Below are 18,236 nucleotides of genomic sequence, written 5' to 3'. Positions count from 1 at the left end.
ATGAAGTCATACTATATTTATACATATGGTTGCCAAATGAATGAAAGTGATTCAGAACGATTGGCACATCAATTAGAGTCTGTTGGATATGTACCTACAGAAGATGTAGATTCTTCGGATTTGATTATTTTAAATACTTGTTGCGTTCGTGAAACAGCGGAAAATAAAATTTATGGCCGTATTGGCGAGTTAAAGCATTTGAAAGAAAAGAATAAAAACTTAATCATTGCCATCACTGGCTGTATGGCACAAAAGAACCAAGCGGATATGTTCAAACGAGCACCTCATATTGATATTGTATTGGGTACGCATAATATCCAACATATCAATGAAATGGTAAAAGAAGTGCAACGTACGAAAAAACGCCAAGTCAATGTAGAAATGGATAACACTGTATTACCAGAACTGGCGGCGAAACCAAATGGTACTTTCTTTGCGTGGGTACCAATTATGAATGGTTGTAATAAGTTCTGTACATACTGTATCGTCCCCCATGTGCGGGGCCGTGAAATTAGCCGTCCTGTAGAGTCCATTGTGAAGGATGTGCGTGAACTAGGTGAAAAGGGCTTTAAAGAAATCACTTTGTTGGGACAAAACGTAAACTCCTATGGTTTGGATTTTAAAGATGGTACAGACTTTGGTACTTTAGTAGATGCCTTAGATGGCATTCCAGGTATCGAGCGTATTCGCTATATGACAAGCCATCCCCAAGATATGACAAAAGGAATGGTAGATGCCTTAGGTCGTTCTTCTAATATTGTGACACAATTGCATTTACCAGTGCAGTCTGGATCTGATAATATTTTGAAACGAATGAATCGTCATTATTCTGTGGAACAATATAAAGATTTGTTACAATATTGCCGTGAAAAAATCGATGGAGTTACTATCACTACAGATATTATTGTGGGTTTCCCTGGAGAAACAGAGGAAGATTTCCAACAAACATTACAATTATTGAAAGATGTACGCTATGATATGGCATTTACTTTCATCTATTCCAAACGCTCCGGTACACCAGCAGCGGAATTTGAAGAGCAAGTGCCTGAGGAAGTGAAACGTGTTCGTTTACAAGCCTTGATGGATGTGCAAAATGAGATTTCTCTCGAGTTGAATCAGGCCATGGAAGGCAAGGTGTACGATATCATCGTAGAAGGACCGAGCCGTACTGATGAAAACATGTGGTTTGGACGTACATCGGGCAATAAAATGGTCCTATTCCCTAAACAAGAGACCTTAAAAATTGGGGATACTATCGATGTACGTATCGATAAAGGACAAACGTGGGTATTATACGGCACTGTACTATAGAAAGGAGTTAGCAGGATGGGCAAGAAACAAACGCCTATGATGGAGCAGTATTTTAGTATTAAAGCTCGCTATGAGAAGGAACTATTATTTTTTCGGTTAGGTGACTTTTACGAGCTTTTTTACGACGATGCTATCACCGCATCACGAGAATTGAATATCACCTTAACAGGTCGCAATGCGGGTGAAGAAGATAAAGCTCCTATGTGTGGCGTTCCTTTCCATTCTGCAGAATCCTATATTGAAAAACTCATCAGTAAAGGCTACAAGGTAGCCATCTGTGAACAAGTGGAAGATCCTAAAGAAGCAAAAGGCATTGTAAAGCGTGATGTCATCCGTGTCATCACACCAGGCACAGTACTCAGTGAAAATGGTACGAAAGATGGAGAAAATAACTTTTTAGCCTTGACCTATGAAACAGGGGGGCAGCGCATTGTGTTGTTCACAGATATCACTACTGGTGAAGTGATTTGGGAGCGTATGGATAGTTCTAGTGAAAGTTCTTTATTTGATGCTTTCACTATGTACCAACCAAAAGAGCTTATCCTAGCTGGTAGTAGTGAATTACCTACTAGTATCCAAGATTTTTTGACACGTCAAATGTCAGGCATAGCCTTGTCTCCGTTCACGCCTACAGAAACTATAGACAGTATTCGTCTAAAAGGTCGTGAACATTTTTCTGACGCCGGCTTGCTAGAAGAAGATGTATTAGAAGCCTTAGGTTATGTAATTCTCTATTTACAAGAAATTATTAAAACAGATACATCTCACATTAATTATGTGCACCAACTATCTGTGGGAGACCGCATGATATTGGACACATCTTGTTTGCGCCATTTGGAGATTACAAGAAATGTTCGAGATGGATCTAAAAAAGGTACGCTCCTAGATGTACTAGATAAAACATTAACCCCTATGGGAGCTCGCATGTTGAAACAGTGGATTGAACATCCTTTAATGGATATCCATCGCATCGTGCGCCGTCAAATGGGCATAGGTGAATCTATTGATAATCCAACCATGCGCAGTCAACTGCGTTCTTTACTGACATCAGTTTATGATTTTGAACGTATTCTAAGCCGTGTAGAAACGGGGAGTGTGTCTCCTAGAGATTTTGCCTCCTTGCGAGAATCTTTGCGGGTCTTACCGATGATTCAAGAGGTAATACAACATTGTACCTCTAATATTCTTCAAGACTGTCATAGTATGATTCACACCCATGATGACCTATGTGACCTATTAACACGTGCTATCGTGGATCAGCCGTCGTTGGCGTTGAAAGATGGTCATGTTATCCATGATGGATACAGTGCAGAATTAGATGAATTGCGCTCCTTGGCTACCAATAGTCAAGAGTGGCTACATCGCTTAGAAGAAGAGGCGAAACAAGCTACAGGAATTCGTCTTAAAACAGGATACAATAAAGTATTCGGATACTATTTTGAAGTGTCCCAAGGGCAAGTGGGTCTCGTGCCAGATTATTTCATTCGTAAGCAAACCTTAACCAATGCAGAGCGCTATATTACGCCAGAGCTAAAAGAGTTTGAAATAAAAATGCTCAATGCAAAAGAACAGATTCAAAAGTTGGAATATTCTTTGTACCAAGACTTGCGTTTGATTGCTAAAGCACATATTAAAGAGATTCAAGAAACGGCTCGTGGCATTGCACAGTTAGACGTGATTTTGAGCTTAGGGGAAGTGGCCTTTACTAATAAATATGTATGTCCTACTATTGTTACAAATGGGGCGATTTCCATCAAAGACGGTCGTCATCCAGTGATTGAAACCTTGCTGAAACAAGAATTATTCATTCCTAATGATGTGGTGTTGAACCATTCCGAAGAAGAATTTATTCTCATCACAGGTCCTAACATGGCAGGTAAATCTACCTACATGCGTCAAGTGGCTTTGCTCATGATTATGGCGCAAATTGGCTCATTTATTCCTGCTAGAGAGGCCACCATTGCTCCTGTGGACAGAATTTTTACCCGCGTCGGTGCCAGCGATGATATTTCCACAGGCCAAAGTACTTTCATGGTGGAAATGAAAGAAGTATCCTATATCCTAGAACATGCAACGTGCAACAGTCTAGTCATCCTCGATGAAATCGGCCGTGGTACGTCTACCTTTGATGGTCTTAGTATTGCTCGTGCCGTGGTGGAGCACATTTGTGAAACTATTCACTGTAAAAGTTTGTTCGCTACTCACTATCACGAGTTAATCGAACTAGAAGATCAATATAGTAAGCTAAAAAATTATACAGTAGCAGTTAAAGATAAAGGCAATGATGTACTATTTCTGCGCCGCATTGTAAAAGGTGGAGCAGACCGTAGTTATGGTATCCATGTAGCTAAATTGGCAGGATTACCCAAAGCTGTACTAGATAGAGCGAACACTATATTAGCTCACTTAGAAGATGGAAGAGTGGTATCGGAACCAGCGCCTAAGAAAAAAGAAAAACCAAGCGTTACAGGACCTCTATTTGGGAGCGGTGATTTATTCACGCAACCTGTCCTCGATCAATTGCTGAAATTAGACATTATGAGTATGACGCCTATCGAGGCCATCAGTGAATTATATCGTTTACAAGAAGAGGCGAAACAAGGAGGTGGCAAATAATGCCAACCATTCATGTTTTAGATGAAACGACAATCAATCAGATTGCAGCAGGAGAAGTGGTAGAAGGCCCTGCCTCTGTAATCAAAGAATTAGTAGAAAATGCTATCGATGCAGGGGCTACTTCTATTGAAGTAGAAATTGCAGAAGGTGGCATCGAATACATGCGCATTACCGACAATGGGTGCGGTATGTCTGAAGTAGATGCACGGCTAGCCGTATTGCGTCACGCTACTAGTAAAATTCGCAGTGCCGACGATTTATACGATATTGCCTCTTTAGGTTTTCGTGGTGAAGCGATTGCCAGCATTGCTTCTGTATCTAAGTTTACCTTACGGACTCGTCAGGAAACGGATACTATGGGCACACGGATTTATATCGAAGGTGGTCATATGGTAGATTGCGATCCATGTGGCACATCAGTGGGCACCTCCATTGAGGTGAAAGATTTATTCTATAACACCCCGGCTCGTAGAAAGTTCTTAAAATCAACTCGTACAGAAGCGAATAAGATTCAGGATATGATTGGCAAACTGGCACTGAGTCACACCCATATTGCTTTCAAATGCATTGTGGATACCCGTGTGACCATCATGACACCAGGGAATCATAAGATGGTGGATACTATCGCCGCTCTCTATGGATTTAAAGTCAGTGAAGACGTATTTCCCATTGCTTATGAGGCGGAAGGTATTTATGTGGAAGGTGTGGTCAGCAAGCCAACGGTACTAAAAAGTAGCCGTCAATGGCAGACGACCATCGTAAACCAACGTGTTATTTCCGACAAAGCTATCTATAAAGCAATTGATACAGCATACCATGCACTATTGCCAAAAGGTGGCTATCCTTTAGTGGTATTACAAATTGTTGTACCTCCTGGGACTGTCGATATCAATGTACATCCACGGAAAAGTGAAGTGAAATTCTCAGATGATAAACCGGTTTTTAAAGCCGTGTATAACAGTATTTTGCAAGCTTTAGAAAACCCTACGCATCACATAACAACCAATCAAGAAGAAACCATTGCTACAGCCATCGACTACGATAAAGTATTCACTGGACGTTCTCAAGGATTTACGGTAATGCGTGAAAAAACAGAGGCTCTCGTGGATACAATTCGTCAAAAAGGATATATAGCTCCACAACGTATTGTGTACGAACAAAGTAACTTTAATGAATCACTGGATGTGAATGAAAACTTTGTGCCTAAAAGTTATACACAGGAAGATAAAGATCGATTCAGAGCTATCCGTGAATCACGGCCTAATTTAGTACCAAGTTCTGTAGAGCCATATATAAACCATGCTGGAAATGAATCCGTATCGATATATTTAAGTACAGTACAAGGTCTAGCAGGTGATTCTCGTACTGGAGATGCTCTTGGTATAGATAGTTCCTATGATACTGATCATGGTAATTCATATAATACTAATGCTAGTAAAACAGTAGCTAATCACGGATTACTTCCTATGGGCCAAGTAGCCTCTTGCTATATTTTGGCAAAAAAAGGCGATGATTTATACATTATCGACCAACATGCAGCGCACGAACGTGTGCGGTATGACAAACTATGCAAATCATCCGAGTCCATTCCTATGCAGGAATTATTAATGCCTATGTACATGGATGTTAGCGAGGAAGAATTAACATTGGCGGAAGAACAGAGAGATGCATTGTTAGACTTAGGATTCCAAGTAGACCAAGGAGGACCCACTTCCTTACGTATTGATGGTCATCCTGTGGATATTATTGAAAGTAAAGTTCCAGAGATTTTACAATACGTATTTTCCTATATGCATGATCATCAAAGTCCAAGTGCAGCGCAATTACGACATGAAATGTTGGCCTATGCTTCCTGTCGTGGTGCCATTAAAGCGGGGCATAATCTAAACTTGGTACAAATTGATGCTTTACTGCAAGACCTATTCAGCACAGAAAAGCCCTATGTGTGTCCTCACGGACGACCTACGATCATTAAATTTACACCAGACGAATTAGGAAAATTATTTTTACGGAGTTAATATGTATCTTATTAGCACAAGTTCAAAGACAAATGCATATCTCATTGAACAGGCTAAGGATCTAAGTCAACTCCTGCAAATGCCCTATGTGCCGCGTAAGCATCAGTCCGTGGAAGAATTATTAGATGCACATCATTGTGCGGGTGCCTTAGTAGTGACCAAGGAAGGTCCTTCTTTTGTAACAAAAGAGGGAATACCTCATCAATTTCATCTATCTATGGCACATTTGCGCTTGTTAGAAATCGACCGTGGACATACAGACCATCTTCTGCGAGCTATCGGCTATGAAACGGCCACATCTGTTTTAGATTGTACTGCCGGCTTAGGAGCCGATAGTGCTATTATCAGCTATGGTTGTCCACAGTTAACACGTCATACGGCTATTGAAGGACATCCTATCTTGGGGTATATCACCAATTATGGATTTCGACACTTTCAACATAAGAATCCAAGTGTATCAGAGGCATTGCGTCGTATTCAATTAGTTATTTGCAATTATCAGGATTATTTAAAACAGATAAAACCTAATCAGTATGATGTTATCTATTTGGACCCTATGTTTGAAAATCCGGTTTATGAAAGTCCTCAATTTATACAATGGCGTGGTCATTTACTAAAATCTAAGATACGTCCAGGCATTGTAGAAATCGGCTTGGAAAAATCGAAACGTTTGGTCATTAAAGAGCGCAAAGGCAGTCGTCTATTCAAAGACATACCCCCCATAGAAATGGTGGGTGGTAAATATAGTTCCATTGCCTATGGTATCTATGAAAGGAGGTAAGATGAACCAGTTAATCACTATTTTGGGTCCTACCGCAGTAGGGAAAACAGTCCTTACCCTGCGGATGGCGGAAACATTACAGTCCCCTGTATTATCTGGGGATGCATACCAAATCTATAAAGGGTTGACCATTGGCACTGCCAAACCTACCCTTGAAGAATTGAACAGAGTGCCTCATTATTTCATCGATACCCATGAGCCTAATGAGTCGTACAGTGTAGCCGAGTTCAATACACAAGCTAACACTGTCATAGATGTCGTTAACAAGGACGGTAAGATTCCTATCTTATCTGGTGGTACTGGCCTGTATGTACAATCCTTACTAGAGGGCTATGACTTTTTAGATGTACCTCGCAATGACAGTTTGCGCCTTGAATTAGATAAAATTTTTGATACCTCTGGATTAGAAGGTTTGCAAGCCTATGCTAATGAATTGGCTGAAAAAGAAGGTCTTACCTTACCATTTCAAGATAAACATCGCCTATACCGTGCGATCGAGTGTGTCTTAGCTGGTGAGGGACATGCCTTATTAACGCCATCAAAAGAAGGATTAGTCTTTCATGGACCTGTAATCGGCTTAGAACGGTCTAGAGAAGAACTATACGAGCGGATTAACCTTCGAGTAGAGTATATGGTTCGAGATGGCTTATTTGAGGAAGTAGAACAGCTGTTGGAATCGGGTGTAAAATCAGATTCACAGGCTTTCAAAGGCATTGGGTATAAAGAGATTATTCCTTACTTTCACGGGGAATATTCAAAAGAACGGGCTATTGAATTAGTCCAACAACATACACGACAATTTGCAAAGCGGCAAATTACGTGGTATAAACGGATGCCGTATATTCAGTGGATTTCTATCACTCCGAATCGCAGTGAAGAAAGCATTTATGAGGAATCTATGGAACTGGTTAAAACTAGTTTTGAGTTTTCTATACATAGAAAGGAATAGAATGACTGTAGAAGAAATCCGTCAACAGGCTCTTGAGTTAGCTGAAAAAGAGTTCAAAAAATTTGAGCCTGTGGCGTTATATAATACAAAAAAAGTACTGGAAGCATTTAAAGAGTGCCAGCTTTCAGATTATCATTTTAATGGCACCAGTGGCTATGGTTACAATGATGTGGGTCGTGAGAAACTAGACGAGGTGTTCGCTCACGTATTTAAAGGAGAGCGTGCTATCGTGCGCCCTCATTTCGTGTCCGGCACCCATGCATTAGCCACAACCTTGCAAGCTATCTTAGGAAACGGGGCGAAAGGAAAAGTGTTTGTCTATGCTGTAGGGCAACCATATGATACGATGCAATCCGTCATTGGTGCGTCACGTCATGTACCAGGATCCTTAACAGAGCAAGGTTTCATCTATAAAGAAGTTCCTTTGGTGAATAACACCTACGATTTAGAGGGCATTCGCCAAGCTGTTACAAAAGATACTCGCGTGGTAGTAATTCAACGTTCTAGAGGATATAGCACACGAGAACCTTTATCTGTGGAAGATATTGGTATCATTGTGAAAGCTATAAAAGAAGTAAACCCTGAGACCATAACCTTTGTGGATAATTGTTATGGTGAATTTACAGAAACTAGAGAGCCTCTAGAAGTAGGGGCAGATATTATGGCAGGCTCTCTCATTAAAAATGCTGGCGGCGGTATTACTCCTACCGGTGGTTACGTAGTAGGTCGAGATGACCTAGTAGAACAAGTGGGATATCAGTTAACGGCTCCAGGATTGGGTGACCATATGGGATCCTACGCACCGGGATATCGTCTATTCTTCCAAGGATTATTCTTAGCACCTCATGTGGTATTACAAGCCTTGAAAGGAGCTGTCTATACAGCAGCGGTGGGAACCTTATTGGGATATGAAGTATTCCCAAAAGTCGATGCACCACGCTTTGACTTGATCCAAGCTATCAATCTACATGGACCAGAAGAAATGGAATACTTCTGCCGTGGCATGCAAGCCTATAGCCCTGTAGATGCTCATGTTCACCCTATTCCAGGAGATATGCCTGGCTACGAAGATAAAATCATCATGGCTGGCGGAACTTTCGTACAAGGATCTTCCATTGAACTAAGTGCAGACGGACCAGTACGACCACCGTATACCATCTTTATGCAAGGCGGGCTTGTGTTTGAACACTCCATGTTAGGTATCTTGGGTGCTGCGGAAGAAATATTAAAACATAGAGGGTAGAATATTTTTTTACTAGTATGGAAAGGGGGACGATGTGAAAGAAAGAATGGATGGAGATTGTCGGTTCGATAGTAGCCTTACTGCTAGAAGAAATCTCTCAATATATATCCGTTGTGACACGTGAAAAGTATGAAAACAATATTGAAAGTGTACGTAGTATTAGCAATTGTTGTGTTTATCGCCAAAATTTACACAGGGTTAGATTGGAATTCATGGATTAATGGCTTTGTTGTTAGCTATGCAATTACAATTATAGCTAAATTCATGGGTGGTGATAAGGATGCCTAGAGGTGGAGCACGAGAAGGTGCAGGCCGTAAAGTTGGGTGGCGTAAAGGATATAGCGAGGCTAAACAAGGTCATCAAATCCGATTGCACGAAGATGAATGGGAAGTCGTTAAAGCATTTGCCAACTTAGTAAAACAAGATATTTCTTAGTTATATAATGAAAATGGACACCCATTAAAATTAAAAATCCCAATACTCACATTATAAATTACATCTGTTTATTTTGAAATATTATATATTTAATATGCTATAATCTTATAAGAGGTAATTATGAATAAAAATAATATACAAAAACTGTCAATAAGTGCATTGCTACTGTCTATAGGGCTTTTTCTTCCATTTCTTACCGGACAAATACCTGCTATTGGCAGTATGCTTTTGCCGATGCATATACCGGTGTTGCTGTGCGGATTTATTTGCGGACGGAAGTACGGTTTTGCACTGGGCTTTATCCTTCCTTTATTTCGTTCCTTCCTTTTTGGGATGCCGCCCGTCTATCCTGTTGCAATATCAATGGCATTTGAAATGGCAGCCTATGGCAGTGTATCAGGACATCTGTTTTTTAAATCCTCTCTAAAGGGATTATATAAAATTTATTATGCACTTATTAACGCAATGATTGCAGGAAGGGTGATATGGGGATTATCACAGCTTGTTTTACTTAATGTAAAGGGAACAGGTTTTACCCTGTCGGCATTCCTTGCGGGTGCATTTGTTAATGCAATACCCGGTATAATAATTCAATTAATACTTATTCCGCTGATAATCACTGCACTTTCCGGAGCAAAATTATTAAAATTCAGGAATACCGGTATATGATTATGCTTATAAAAGATATTTATTCGGTTATAGATACAATGATTCTAAAAAAATCCGATTTAATTATCGGTATAGACGGAAGATGCGGAGCCGGTAAAACCACTCTTGCAGATATACTTGAAGAAAAATATAATGCCACAGTTTTTCATACTGACGATTTTTATCTTCAAAAACATCAAAGGACAGAGGGAAGGCTTCTTGAAATCGGAGGAAATATAGATTATGAACGCTTTGAAAATGAGGTTATTAATAAACTGATTTTCAAGGAAAATATTTTATACCGTCCCTTTGATTGTAAAATAATGGACTTTCCAAAATCCGGAGAATGTATAAAGCGGTATTCAAATATCAGTGTGATAGAAGGAAGCTATTCTCTGCATCCAAGATTTGTTAAAATCTATGATCTTAAAATCTTTTTGGATATCACAGTGGAAAGGCAGCAAACCCGACTTTTCATTAGGGAGGGAGCCGATAAACTGCAGGAATATAATAAAAAATGGATTCCTAAAGAAAAGGCATATTTTAATAAATTTAAGATAAAAGAGAATTCAGATATTATCGCTATTATTTAGAATTAAATTCCGGCCGCAAAAATCAGATTTTCTTATCATGATCTTTTATGCTGATTAAAAAAAGCCTAAAGATATATTTTGGTTAGGGTGTCAAAAGCAGATATTTATACGCCCACTTTCCTCTCCTAAATTATTTTCGAGTGAAAATTTATTGTATTATTTATGATATTGCTTTATATGCAGGGGTATCTTCCACTATTTTCTAGGCTATTGCCAGATTTTGGGCAGACTGTCCCCCTATGCGTCGGTTATGTCTTAACAGCTTGTTAAAATTATATGTCCCGATCTTGAGCAGAACGAATTGCCTAGACCTCAGGTATCCGAATGTCGGTATATCATCTATACGAAAACGTCTGCGCAGTACGGATGGAATTCCTTCTACTGCGTTCCGCTTTTTCGTCAATTGTATATATTTGTCTGTGGATAATTTTTCCATGTATCGAGCTCTTTCTGCCATGGTGGCCGAAACATGAACTGCGTAGTTTTTCCTTTGAGGTTTGCATCTGCAGGTTTCCGCCATAAGCTCCATCGGTAATCATGATTTCGGGTTCGGCATCTTCTGCACGACGTTCAAGATATTCCTTGAAAAAGGCACTGTCACTGTGTATGTTTTGCTCATACCCAGTCATGGTAATGAGGCTGTCACCATTTTCGCCAACCGTTTCAACAAGATTACAGACATAGCCTTTATGATTTTTGCCCGCTTTACTCCGATAGGTTGCATCCGGATCCGATGGATTCTGAAGACTGGATGCAGTAATTTCATTTTTGTTTTTGGGCAGAGTTTTCCGTCCACATCGCTCTTGCTCTGTTCAGCAAGAACAGGTATGAGCAGCTGATACTCAGAAAATTCATACTAGGATTCATCTGACATGAGTTCTTTGACTTTTTCGGCCTCTTGAAGTGCTTTCTCTAAACGGGGCATGACATCGTCACTCTTGCAATAGTAAATGGCCCGGTTGTAGTCATCTTCATTCAGGTAATGCATAAGGTCAGCAGCGATCAATTCCTCGTTACCAAGTCTGTGGATCAGACGAATGGCATTGGAAGTGCTTTGATATATGATTTCAAGCCGAGACATACGTTTGCATCTGGATGCGATCATCAGACTGTCCATGCGCTTGATATTGGAATTGAGGTTCATATATTTATCATATACATCTGCCAGATGCATCATTTCCTCTTCAAGGAGGTTACGGCCTGTTTCCATTTCATAGTTGTAAAGTCGTTCGCGGAAACGGCTGAACGTCCTGTCACTGACAGGCTGTTCCTTTAAATGTGTGGTGTGAAGTGCATACTGATAGCGGACGTCACAACAGATAGATTCAACAAGTTCATCATCAGTAAGGCCGTTATTTTCTTTGAGTATCAGACTACCAACCGTAAAATTAACAGGTGTATTTGGCCTTGATGCGCTATTGCAACTATAAAGTACAGAAAAACGTTCTTCATTAATTGCCGGAAAGACAATATCGGCAAAATCTTTACACCAGGAATTCATGATCATCTTTTGTGTTCTTGGCGTTTGGTTTATAAAACTGTCATGCAGGGTAATCTGCTGATTTTGATTTGGCTTAAAAGACATATCGGAACACCTCTCATTTGATATGTCTCTATTATACTACCTGACTTCCGTCGTTTCTCTCAAAACCTAGTACTCTAGTTATCCAAGAGCATGCAGTTTTGAAAGAAATTGTCGACTTCAGCTTTTGTTAAATAGAGGGCATCAAGGTTACTAAAACCAACCAGTTTTTTAATCTTTTCGTTAATAGCCTGATCTCTTGATATATTGATATATGTATTATCACCTTTATTTACCACCCTAAAATCACGCATAAAGTTGATCAAGTCATAAGAGTTTATTTTATTCTTGAAGCACTTGATTTCTAATACTCTTAAAAGAAACAAGCTAAGGTAGCATATCAAAAAATGCCCATAGATTGTTTCTTTTTTCTGTAAATAAACAGGTCTTGCATCCAGGTATGATTTTGTAAGTCTAAAAGATTCCTCGATCTTCCATAGGCTATGGTATGTTTTATATACCTGTAAAGGCTCCATATCTATCTCGGATGTCACTAAAAGATTATATCCTGCATATTTAAGGTCTTCATCAATCTTAGATTTATTTAAATCTATTATAGGCTTTATTGTCTTGCCTGCACTATCTTTAGTTATAATATCTACATATTTAGCACAATCTCCAAGTTCATCTTTTGCTATATTTTTGTATGTAGAAAACTTTGAAGCTTTATCAACCATCTTCATTATTTCAAGCCTTTGTTTCTTTGCAAGGTTAGGATTATAAGAGACGATACGCTTTTCCTTTACAGAGAACCTTGTAACACTTTCTTTTCCTGTTTCCGGATCAATCTCTTTAAAACTGTAATCAAAGCTGTCAATACATGATTTAAGACGAAAAGATATATTACCTTTTTCATCAGTGTAGTTAGAAAAGACATTTGCGTCATTTTCAAGTAGAATCCATTTCTTTTCCTTTTCACTTAGATTCTTACCATGTATTGATTTTGAGAATATATAGCCGTCATTAGCTTCTTTAGCGGCAGTATAAATATTTCTTGCACAATTAAGGCCTTTATCAGCCACCTGTATGGTCTTACCTGATACGTTATGTCGTTGCTTCATTTCTTCAATAACTTTTCTGATATATGGTTTTTCCGATTCATTTCCGGGATACATTTGCATGGAGACAGGTACCAGATCAGTGTCTAAAAGTAAAGCTTGCCCTATTATCGGAGAGTGCCTATTCTCTTTTGAAGGTCCCTTTTGCTTGTCATCGCTAGGAAGATCAATTTCAAAGTAATAATTAGTACAATCGAAAAATACATTGCTTAAATCTCTTTTAAAATATTTTTCATAAGAGTGATTAAATAAATCAATGTACTTTTTATAAGACTCTCCTATGAAAGAACACCCGTCATATACTTGGTCTTCAGAGATTGTTGAGCTGCCATAAAGGTATGGAAAGACATGAGAGGCTGCCTTTGACTTAGAGCATGGTGATATAACCCTTGCATAAATAAGTTGAGTAATTAAGTCAAATACAGAGAACTGAAAACGCATTTGAGAAGCAATTATATCAATAGTTTCCTTAACATCAAGCTCATCAATTAATGAGTAGAGCAAGAAGTGTCCTATATTAAGTTCAACAGGGGTAAAAAATGCACGAGGACGTGATTCTTCAGAAAGAGCTTTTGTTCTATTTTCATTTTGATCTTTTACATAGTCGCTGTAAAATTTAACAGGATCCGGAATCTCACCTGAAATCAAATCCTCAACATAACCAAAAGATTTTACATTTTTTGTTCTCGGTTGCTTTTTATCCTTATCCCAAAATGATTCATACATCTGAAGATAAGTCCCTTTTTTCTTCTTTTCTTTTCTCAAAAAATAAGCCATAACCACCTCTAAAATAAAAGTACTATGAAGTACTATGGTTATAACATACTTTAAAAATTTAATCAAATTTTTTGAAATATTTTTTGTGCAAGAAAAGCCTTTAAAATAAAGGGTTTAAAAAAATTGCGTAAAATTAAATAGGCTATTAGAAATTTAAAACGTCGGAACTTTCATAGTACTTCGACGGAAGACGGGAGTGAAATTTGGCTTGACAATACAGGGCATAGGAAATATAATTGATATAGATTATCACATACAAATTTAAAGTAAATCAGTTCTTAACTTTATTTTGATGTTAAAAGGTTTTATGATATCAAAAGATGTTTACTATTAATTAGAAAGGCTGGATAAATGGGAAAAGGCATCTTTAAAAATAAAAAATTATGCATATTGGTTCTCTCTGTATTGTTATTGCTTTTAATACTAACTTTTATTTGTTTAGGAAGATATCCAGTTAGCCCCCATGAAGTATTTATGATTATATACAAAACAATAACTGGAGATGTTAGTGGCTTAGATGCACATGTAGCAAGCGTAGTGATTGACATAAGACTACCTAGAATACTTATGGGAGTTTTAGTAGGCGCTGGGCTATCGCTGGCAGGGGCAGCATATCAAACTGTTTTTTCAAACCCATTAGTTAGCCCAGACTTACTAGGAGTGTCTTCAGGAGCAGGTTTTGGGGCAGCTTTATCTATATTATTATCTCAAGACATGATAGTAACCCAGCAGGTTTCTTTGTTTTTGGGGCTTTTAGCAGTCTATATAGTTTTAAACCTATCTAGGGTAAAAAAACGAACAGATTTGTATGTATTAGTTTTATCTGGAGTAATTGTAAAGTCACTATTTGATGCTTTAATATCATTTACTAAATATATAGCAGATCCAGAAGACAAGCTTCCAACTATTACTATGTGGTTGATGGGAAGTTTAGCAAGTGTATCCTATAGAGATGTTGCTATTTGTTCAATAATAATAATACCCTGTATTTTCGGCTTCTTCCTCTTAAGGTGGAAATTGAATCTTTTATCTCTAGATTCTGACGAGGCTAGGTCTTTAGGAATTAATGTAAAAAAATTACGTATTGGGGTTATCTTATTATCAACATTGATAACTGCAACTACAGTTTCTGTATGTGGAATTATAGGATGGATAGGTTTAGTAATTCCCCATATGGCAAGAATGGTTATTGGAAATGATAATAGGTACCTTATTCCAACTTGTTGTGTTATGGGTGCAATTTATTTATTGTTGATAGATACCCTTGCAAGAGCAGTTACAAGCAATGAAATTCCTATTTCGATATTAACAGCTATTATAGGAGCGCCATTATTCGCTACTATACTTAGAAAAAATTCAGGTGAGAGAAGATGATACTACAAGTTAAAAATGGTACTTTTTCATATGGTAAGAAAAAAATTTTAAAAGATATTTCATTTGATTTAAGAGAAGAGGAAGTAATGTCCATTCTTGGGCCCAATGGGGTGGGCAAAACTACTTTGTTAAGGTGTCTTATGGGATTTTTAAAATGGGACACGGGAAAAGCCTTGCTTTTTGGCAAAGATGTAAATGAATATGGTGAAAAAGAATTATGGGAAAACTTAAGCTACGTTCCTCAAGCTAAGAAGAGTGTCTTTAGTTATGGGGTTTTAGAAATGGTTGTGATGGGCCTAGACAAGGAAAACAGCTTTTTCCATATACCCACGAAGGAAGATTATGAAAAAGCTTATGAAGCTTTAAAAGAATTAGGAGTTGAAAAGCTATCAAATAGATACTGTGATGAGTTATCCGGGGGAGAGCTTCAAATGGTTATGATTGCGAGAGCTCTTGTTTCTAATCCAAAACTGCTTATTTTAGATGAACCCGAGTCAAATCTGGATATGAAGAATCAAATTAGAATATTAGAAGCAATTAAACATATAAATGTAAATAAAAAATCTGCTTGCATAATAAACACTCATTTTCCCGGTCATGCATTGCAGATATCTGACAAAACCTTGTTTATCGGTAGTGACTACAAAAAAACCTTTGATGAAAGTTCAAAAACAATTACTGAAAGCAACTTACAAAAGTATTTTGAGGTTAAAGTTAAAATTTTAAATTTTCAAGCAGAAGAAATTGAATACAAAACAATAGCACCATATAAAACTATTGAGAACCAATAAAAGGATGTTAATGATTTGGAATATAGAAAATTAGGATCTACAGACATACAAATTTCAAGGATATCTATGGGAAGTCATCACTTAAAGAATCCAGAAGATATAGATAAACATGCAGAAAATTTCTTTTATGCATATGAACAAGGAATAAATTTTTTTGAAACCAGCGATACTTATGGAAATAATTGTTCAGAACTTATATTAGGTACAGCAATAAAAGAAATGAAGAAGCAAAAAAAACCATTTTATATTATGTCAAAGACGCATGCTGGAGACTCTAAAACATTTCGAAAAAACCTTGAAAATTCTTTGAAGAATTTAGGAATAAGTTGTATTGACTCTTTTACTTGTCTTTGGGGTGTAAAATCTTTTGAAGAATGGAGAGGAGCTAAAAGCTATGGAGCCATAAGAGAGATGGAAAAAGCAAGAGAAGAAGGGCTTATTAAGCATATTACTTTTTCTTCACACTTAAAAAATAAAGAACTAATTAAGATGATAGAGGAGTATAAATTTGATTATAGCTTACAGGGTTTTAATATAATTAATTCCAAATACAGATTAAAAGGAATAATGAAGACTTATGAAAAAAAGATAGGTACAATAGCTATGAACCCGCTGGCAACAGGAGACTTGTTGTTTTATAAAGATATTTTTAACGCTATTCGTATAAAAGAAGACCAAACTTTGGTTCAGGCGGCATATGCATATGTTTTGTCCTTTCCTTTTATAGATTCTGTACTTGGAACCTTTAATTCAAGAGATGAAATTAATGAAGCAATTAAAACCCTATATCAAAAACCATACTCTGCAAAAGAAAGGGGTGAACAAGAAAGCAAATTAAAAGAAAGAATTAATCAGGTTGATTTAGAAAGAAAGATAGAAGTTGGTAAAGCTCTTAGACAAAGACCTCATATATTAAGAGAAGAAGTTGCAGATTTGTTTAGAGTTTATCCACTAAGTATATAATTTTCAAAGGAAGAAGAATGAAAAAAAGTATTAGTTTATTATTCATTTTAGCTTTAGTCTTAATTTTAAATGCTTGCTTCGGCAACTCTCAAAGCAATAAAAATGAAACCAGTGAAAACAATCAAAGCGGATATTCGGTTACTGATGTTAGAGGAAAAACGATTAAATTTGAAAAAGCACCGGAAAGAATTGCAACGGTAGATAAGCCTTTTCCGTCTATAATATATGCAATTGATGGAAGGACAGATAAAATTGTAGGAAGTAACCCATCTTCTATTAAGGCCCTTGAGGAAAGTGTTTTAAAAAACATGTATCCAGAACTAGCTAATGCGAATACTAAATGGGTTTCAAAAGACTCAGTTGTTAACGTGGAAGAGTTATTGAAGCTAAAGCCAGATGTTGTGTTTATTTATTCAAATGGTAAAAAAGAAATTGAAAAAATGGAAGCGGCAGGACTTAAGGTAGTAGCTTTAAAGAGGGCAGAATTTGACAGTATAAAAGAAAATATAAAAATAATATCTGAAGTACTTAAAAAGAAAGAACGTGGCGACTTATTAGTTGAATATATGGACAAAGGAATTAATGAAGTAGCATCAAAGTTAGCTGAAATAAAAGATGAAGATAAACCAAAAGTTGTAGAGTTTTATAGTGACATGAAAATAGCTGTAAATCAATACAACCATTGGATGAACCCAAGTGGAGCTTATAATCCGGCCCACAAGCTTGAAGGTAAATTAGCTGAAGTGGACATGGAGCAGATGCTACTATGGAACCCTGATATCATTTATTTAGGAAATCAGTCAGACTTAATGCCGGAAGACTTTATTGAAAATAAGCAGGAAGGTAGAGATTGGTCAATAATTAATGCTGTAGCTAATAAACAAGTATATAAAATTCCTATAGGTGTTTATAGGTGGGATCCACCCGGGGTTGAAACTCCGCTTATGGTTAAATGGGCTGCAAAAATCCAGTATCCACAATTATTTTCAGACATGGACATGGAAGTAGAGTTAAAGAAATATTTTGAATATGTATATGATTACACATTATCAGATGATGAAGTTGCTACAATATTGCGTAAGTAGTTAAATGGAGG

17 protein-coding genes are annotated in these 18,236 nt (G+C 37.5%); 14 read left to right on the top strand and 3 right to left on the bottom strand.

Features of this window, described 5'->3' with window-relative positions:
* The 10 genes from miaB to EO114_RS00570 all read left to right on the top strand — a co-directional run bounded on the left by miaB (position 1) and on the right by EO114_RS00570 (position 10,595).
* Entirely contained in the window at positions 1–1,311 is a 1,311-nt protein-coding gene (gene miaB / locus EO114_RS00605) for a tRNA (N6-isopentenyl adenosine(37)-C2)-methylthiotransferase MiaB (protein ID WP_127060886.1), read from the top strand.
* A 15-nt stretch (positions 1,312–1,326) separates the two neighbouring features.
* On the top strand, positions 1,327–3,927 hold the full coding sequence (gene mutS, locus EO114_RS00600; RefSeq protein ID WP_127060883.1) for a DNA mismatch repair protein MutS: 2,601 nt from the start codon (positions 1,327–1,329) through the stop codon (positions 3,925–3,927).
* On the top strand, positions 3,927–5,945 hold the full coding sequence (gene mutL, locus EO114_RS00595) for a DNA mismatch repair endonuclease MutL (RefSeq protein ID WP_127060881.1): 2,019 nt from the start codon (positions 3,927–3,929) through the stop codon (positions 5,943–5,945). Before mutS ends, mutL begins: the two co-directional genes overlap by 1 nt.
* A 1-nt stretch (position 5,946) precedes the next feature.
* Positions 5,947–6,726, top strand: coding sequence for a class I SAM-dependent methyltransferase (locus EO114_RS00590; protein ID WP_127060879.1), 780 nt, complete (start codon positions 5,947–5,949; stop codon positions 6,724–6,726).
* 1 nt (position 6,727) lies between these two features.
* Positions 6,728–7,675, top strand: a complete 948-nt coding sequence (gene miaA, locus EO114_RS00585; protein WP_127060877.1) for a tRNA (adenosine(37)-N6)-dimethylallyltransferase MiaA — start codon at positions 6,728–6,730, stop codon at positions 7,673–7,675.
* A 1-nt stretch (position 7,676) separates the two neighbouring features.
* Positions 7,677–8,918 carry a methionine gamma-lyase family protein gene (locus tag EO114_RS00580; protein ID WP_127060875.1) on the top strand — a complete coding sequence of 414 codons (1,242 nt, stop codon included), beginning with the start codon at positions 7,677–7,679 and terminating at the stop codon, positions 8,916–8,918.
* Between the two features lie 141 nt (positions 8,919–9,059).
* Positions 9,060–9,206: a hypothetical protein gene (locus EO114_RS07820; RefSeq protein ID WP_164723726.1), complete on the top strand. Its 147-nt coding sequence runs from the start codon at positions 9,060–9,062 to the stop codon at positions 9,204–9,206.
* Positions 9,199–9,354 (top strand): hypothetical protein, encoded by a 156-nt coding sequence (locus EO114_RS07815; RefSeq protein ID WP_164723725.1) that lies wholly within the window; start codon positions 9,199–9,201, stop codon positions 9,352–9,354. Before EO114_RS07820 ends, EO114_RS07815 begins: the two co-directional genes overlap by 8 nt.
* 120 nt (positions 9,355–9,474) lie before the next feature.
* Positions 9,475–10,023: an ECF transporter S component gene (locus EO114_RS00575; protein WP_127060873.1), complete on the top strand. Its 549-nt coding sequence runs from the start codon at positions 9,475–9,477 to the stop codon at positions 10,021–10,023.
* A complete protein-coding gene (locus tag EO114_RS00570; protein ID WP_206168639.1) occupies positions 10,020–10,595 on the top strand; it encodes a shikimate kinase in 576 nt (191 codons plus the stop codon). Before EO114_RS00575 ends, EO114_RS00570 begins: the two co-directional genes overlap by 4 nt.
* A 202-nt stretch (positions 10,596–10,797) precedes the next feature.
* Here EO114_RS00570 and EO114_RS08035 read toward each other — a convergent pair whose 3' ends face one another.
* The 3 genes from EO114_RS08035 to EO114_RS00555 form a co-directional block, all read right to left on the bottom strand.
* The gene (locus tag EO114_RS08035) at positions 10,798–11,115 is read right to left on the bottom strand and encodes a transposase (protein ID WP_370447298.1); all 318 of its coding nucleotides are present in this window, start codon (positions 11,113–11,115) and stop codon (positions 10,798–10,800) included.
* A 336-nt stretch (positions 11,116–11,451) separates the two neighbouring features.
* Entirely contained in the window at positions 11,452–12,180 is a 729-nt protein-coding gene (locus tag EO114_RS07955) for a transposase (RefSeq protein ID WP_240629042.1), read from the bottom strand.
* 74 nt (positions 12,181–12,254) lie between these two features.
* On the bottom strand, positions 12,255–14,012 hold the full coding sequence (locus EO114_RS00555; protein WP_127060867.1) for an IS1634 family transposase: 1,758 nt from the start codon (positions 14,010–14,012) through the stop codon (positions 12,255–12,257).
* Positions 14,013–14,363: 351 nt separating this feature from the next.
* Between EO114_RS00555 and EO114_RS00550 the strand changes: the two genes are divergently transcribed.
* Genes EO114_RS00550 through EO114_RS00535 form a run of 4 tightly spaced genes read left to right on the top strand, consistent with a single transcriptional unit; the run spans position 14,364 to position 18,225 of the window.
* Positions 14,364–15,386: an iron ABC transporter permease gene (locus EO114_RS00550; protein WP_127060865.1), complete on the top strand. Its 1,023-nt coding sequence runs from the start codon at positions 14,364–14,366 to the stop codon at positions 15,384–15,386.
* Positions 15,383–16,177, top strand: a complete 795-nt coding sequence (locus EO114_RS00545; protein ID WP_127060862.1) for an ABC transporter ATP-binding protein — start codon at positions 15,383–15,385, stop codon at positions 16,175–16,177. The genes EO114_RS00550 and EO114_RS00545 overlap by 4 nt, the downstream gene beginning before the upstream one ends.
* A 15-nt stretch (positions 16,178–16,192) precedes the next feature.
* Positions 16,193–17,140 carry an aldo/keto reductase gene (locus EO114_RS00540; protein ID WP_127060859.1) on the top strand — a complete coding sequence of 316 codons (948 nt, stop codon included), beginning with the start codon at positions 16,193–16,195 and terminating at the stop codon, positions 17,138–17,140.
* A 17-nt stretch (positions 17,141–17,157) separates the two neighbouring features.
* Positions 17,158–18,225, top strand: a complete 1,068-nt coding sequence (locus tag EO114_RS00535) for an ABC transporter substrate-binding protein (protein ID WP_127060856.1) — start codon at positions 17,158–17,160, stop codon at positions 18,223–18,225.
* Positions 18,226–18,236: the final 11 nt, after the last annotated feature.

Source organism: Veillonella sp. 3627, assembly GCF_003992195.1.
Lineage (GTDB): Bacteria > Bacillota > Negativicutes > Veillonellales > Veillonellaceae > F0422.
Note: the sequence above shows the minus strand (reverse complement) of the source record. Positions and strands in the feature narration are given on the sequence as shown.

What these genes read in the sequence shown, in the direction of transcription:
- mutL (WP_127060881.1), top strand. Translation starts at nt 3,927, where the DNA reads ATGCCAACCATTCATGTTTTAGATGAAACGACAATCAATCAGATTGCA.
- EO114_RS00580 (WP_127060875.1), top strand. Translation starts at nt 7,677, where the DNA reads ATGACTGTAGAAGAAATCCGTCAACAGGCTCTTGAGTTAGCTGAAAAA.
- EO114_RS00550 (WP_127060865.1), top strand. Translation starts at nt 14,364, where the DNA reads ATGGGAAAAGGCATCTTTAAAAATAAAAAATTATGCATATTGGTTCTC.
- mutS (WP_127060883.1), top strand. Translation starts at nt 1,327, where the DNA reads ATGGGCAAGAAACAAACGCCTATGATGGAGCAGTATTTTAGTATTAAA.
- EO114_RS00545 (WP_127060862.1), top strand. Translation starts at nt 15,383, where the DNA reads ATGATACTACAAGTTAAAAATGGTACTTTTTCATATGGTAAGAAAAAA.
- EO114_RS00570 (WP_206168639.1), top strand. Translation starts at nt 10,020, where the DNA reads ATGATTATGCTTATAAAAGATATTTATTCGGTTATAGATACAATGATT.
- EO114_RS00590 (WP_127060879.1), top strand. Translation starts at nt 5,947, where the DNA reads ATGTATCTTATTAGCACAAGTTCAAAGACAAATGCATATCTCATTGAA.
- EO114_RS07955 (WP_240629042.1), bottom strand. Translation starts at nt 12,180, where the DNA reads ATGTCTTTTAAGCCAAATCAAAATCAGCAGATTACCCTGCATGACAGT.
- miaA (WP_127060877.1), top strand. Translation starts at nt 6,728, where the DNA reads ATGAACCAGTTAATCACTATTTTGGGTCCTACCGCAGTAGGGAAAACA.
- EO114_RS08035 (WP_370447298.1), bottom strand. Translation starts at nt 11,115, where the DNA reads ATGGCGGAAACCTGCAGATGCAAACCTCAAAGGAAAAACTACGCAGTT.
- EO114_RS00535 (WP_127060856.1), top strand. Translation starts at nt 17,158, where the DNA reads ATGAAAAAAAGTATTAGTTTATTATTCATTTTAGCTTTAGTCTTAATT.
- miaB (WP_127060886.1), top strand. Translation starts at nt 1, where the DNA reads ATGAAGTCATACTATATTTATACATATGGTTGCCAAATGAATGAAAGT.
- EO114_RS07815 (WP_164723725.1), top strand. Translation starts at nt 9,199, where the DNA reads ATGCCTAGAGGTGGAGCACGAGAAGGTGCAGGCCGTAAAGTTGGGTGG.
- EO114_RS00575 (WP_127060873.1), top strand. Translation starts at nt 9,475, where the DNA reads ATGAATAAAAATAATATACAAAAACTGTCAATAAGTGCATTGCTACTG.
- EO114_RS00555 (WP_127060867.1), bottom strand. Translation starts at nt 14,012, where the DNA reads ATGGCTTATTTTTTGAGAAAAGAAAAGAAGAAAAAAGGGACTTATCTT.